At 29.3% G+C, this 856-nt stretch carries 1 pseudogene; it reads right to left on the bottom strand.

The window, feature by feature from the left end:
• Positions 1-103: 103 nt before the first annotated feature.
• A pseudogene (locus tag CN514_RS26930) lies at positions 104-325 on the bottom strand (type 2 periplasmic-binding domain-containing protein); the annotation flags it as partial.
• Positions 326-856: the final 531 nt, after the last annotated feature.

Genomic DNA, 856 nt, shown 5'->3' with positions numbered 1-856 from the left:
ATGTTTTTCAGTTTTCGATAAATTTTTCTTATTTGAAGATATTATACCAAGTGTTGAGTTTATAGGTTCATAATTTACGAGATTAACTTCAACGTTTTTACCATCAAAATATATGCGGATGATTTTTCAAAGAAAAATTAGGGGCAAAACTAACAGCGCTCCCATTTAGAATTGCCCGAAGTATCTCCTCGGTATGATTGGAAGAGAATAAAATATTTAGTTTTCCGATGTTCCGTTCGAAATTACAGTTAAACCATCTTGTATAATCACCGTTATATATTACGATTTTTTGCTGTAGTAATTCTTCGGGAGTTATTTTTTTGTGATTGCAAAAGGGGAATCACTTTTTCATAAACTTTCAACTTACCATCAAGTATTCTGTCGAATTAAAATTTTCTAATTCTTTTGAAATGCCTTCATAGAGACAGTTGATGCCGATCACTATTTTACTTTTTTTTAGTTTTTCAATCGTACACTCAGTTGTATTTTCTAAAATTTTTTCAATAGTTAAGTTTGAATGAAGGGTTTTGAATTCCGTTAAAGGTGTTAATCGTTAGTTGATAATTGCTGAAACCATAGAAACTCTAAGTTTACTGATTTGGGTATCTAAACATTTGTGTGCTACGTCTTTTAATTCTTTAGGAGGACTTCTTAAGATTTTACTGCGATTTTTAAACCATCTTTTGTTAATCTGGCACCTAATCTTGAGTGATTTACGATTTTTATTCCTAGTTCCTCTTCGATTTTAGTAATTTAGAAACCTCTACAAGAATCTCTAATTTTTTAATTGCATTATCTTGACCACTTTTATGTTATCGCACATGAAATGAAGTTATTTTAAAATAAAATATTTATT

The organism is Bacillus sp. AFS001701 (assembly GCF_002559405.1).
Classification (GTDB): domain Bacteria; phylum Bacillota; class Bacilli; order Bacillales; family Bacillaceae_G; genus Gottfriedia.
The sequence above is the reverse complement of the archived record's forward strand: the minus strand, read 5'-3'. Positions and strand labels throughout refer to the sequence as shown.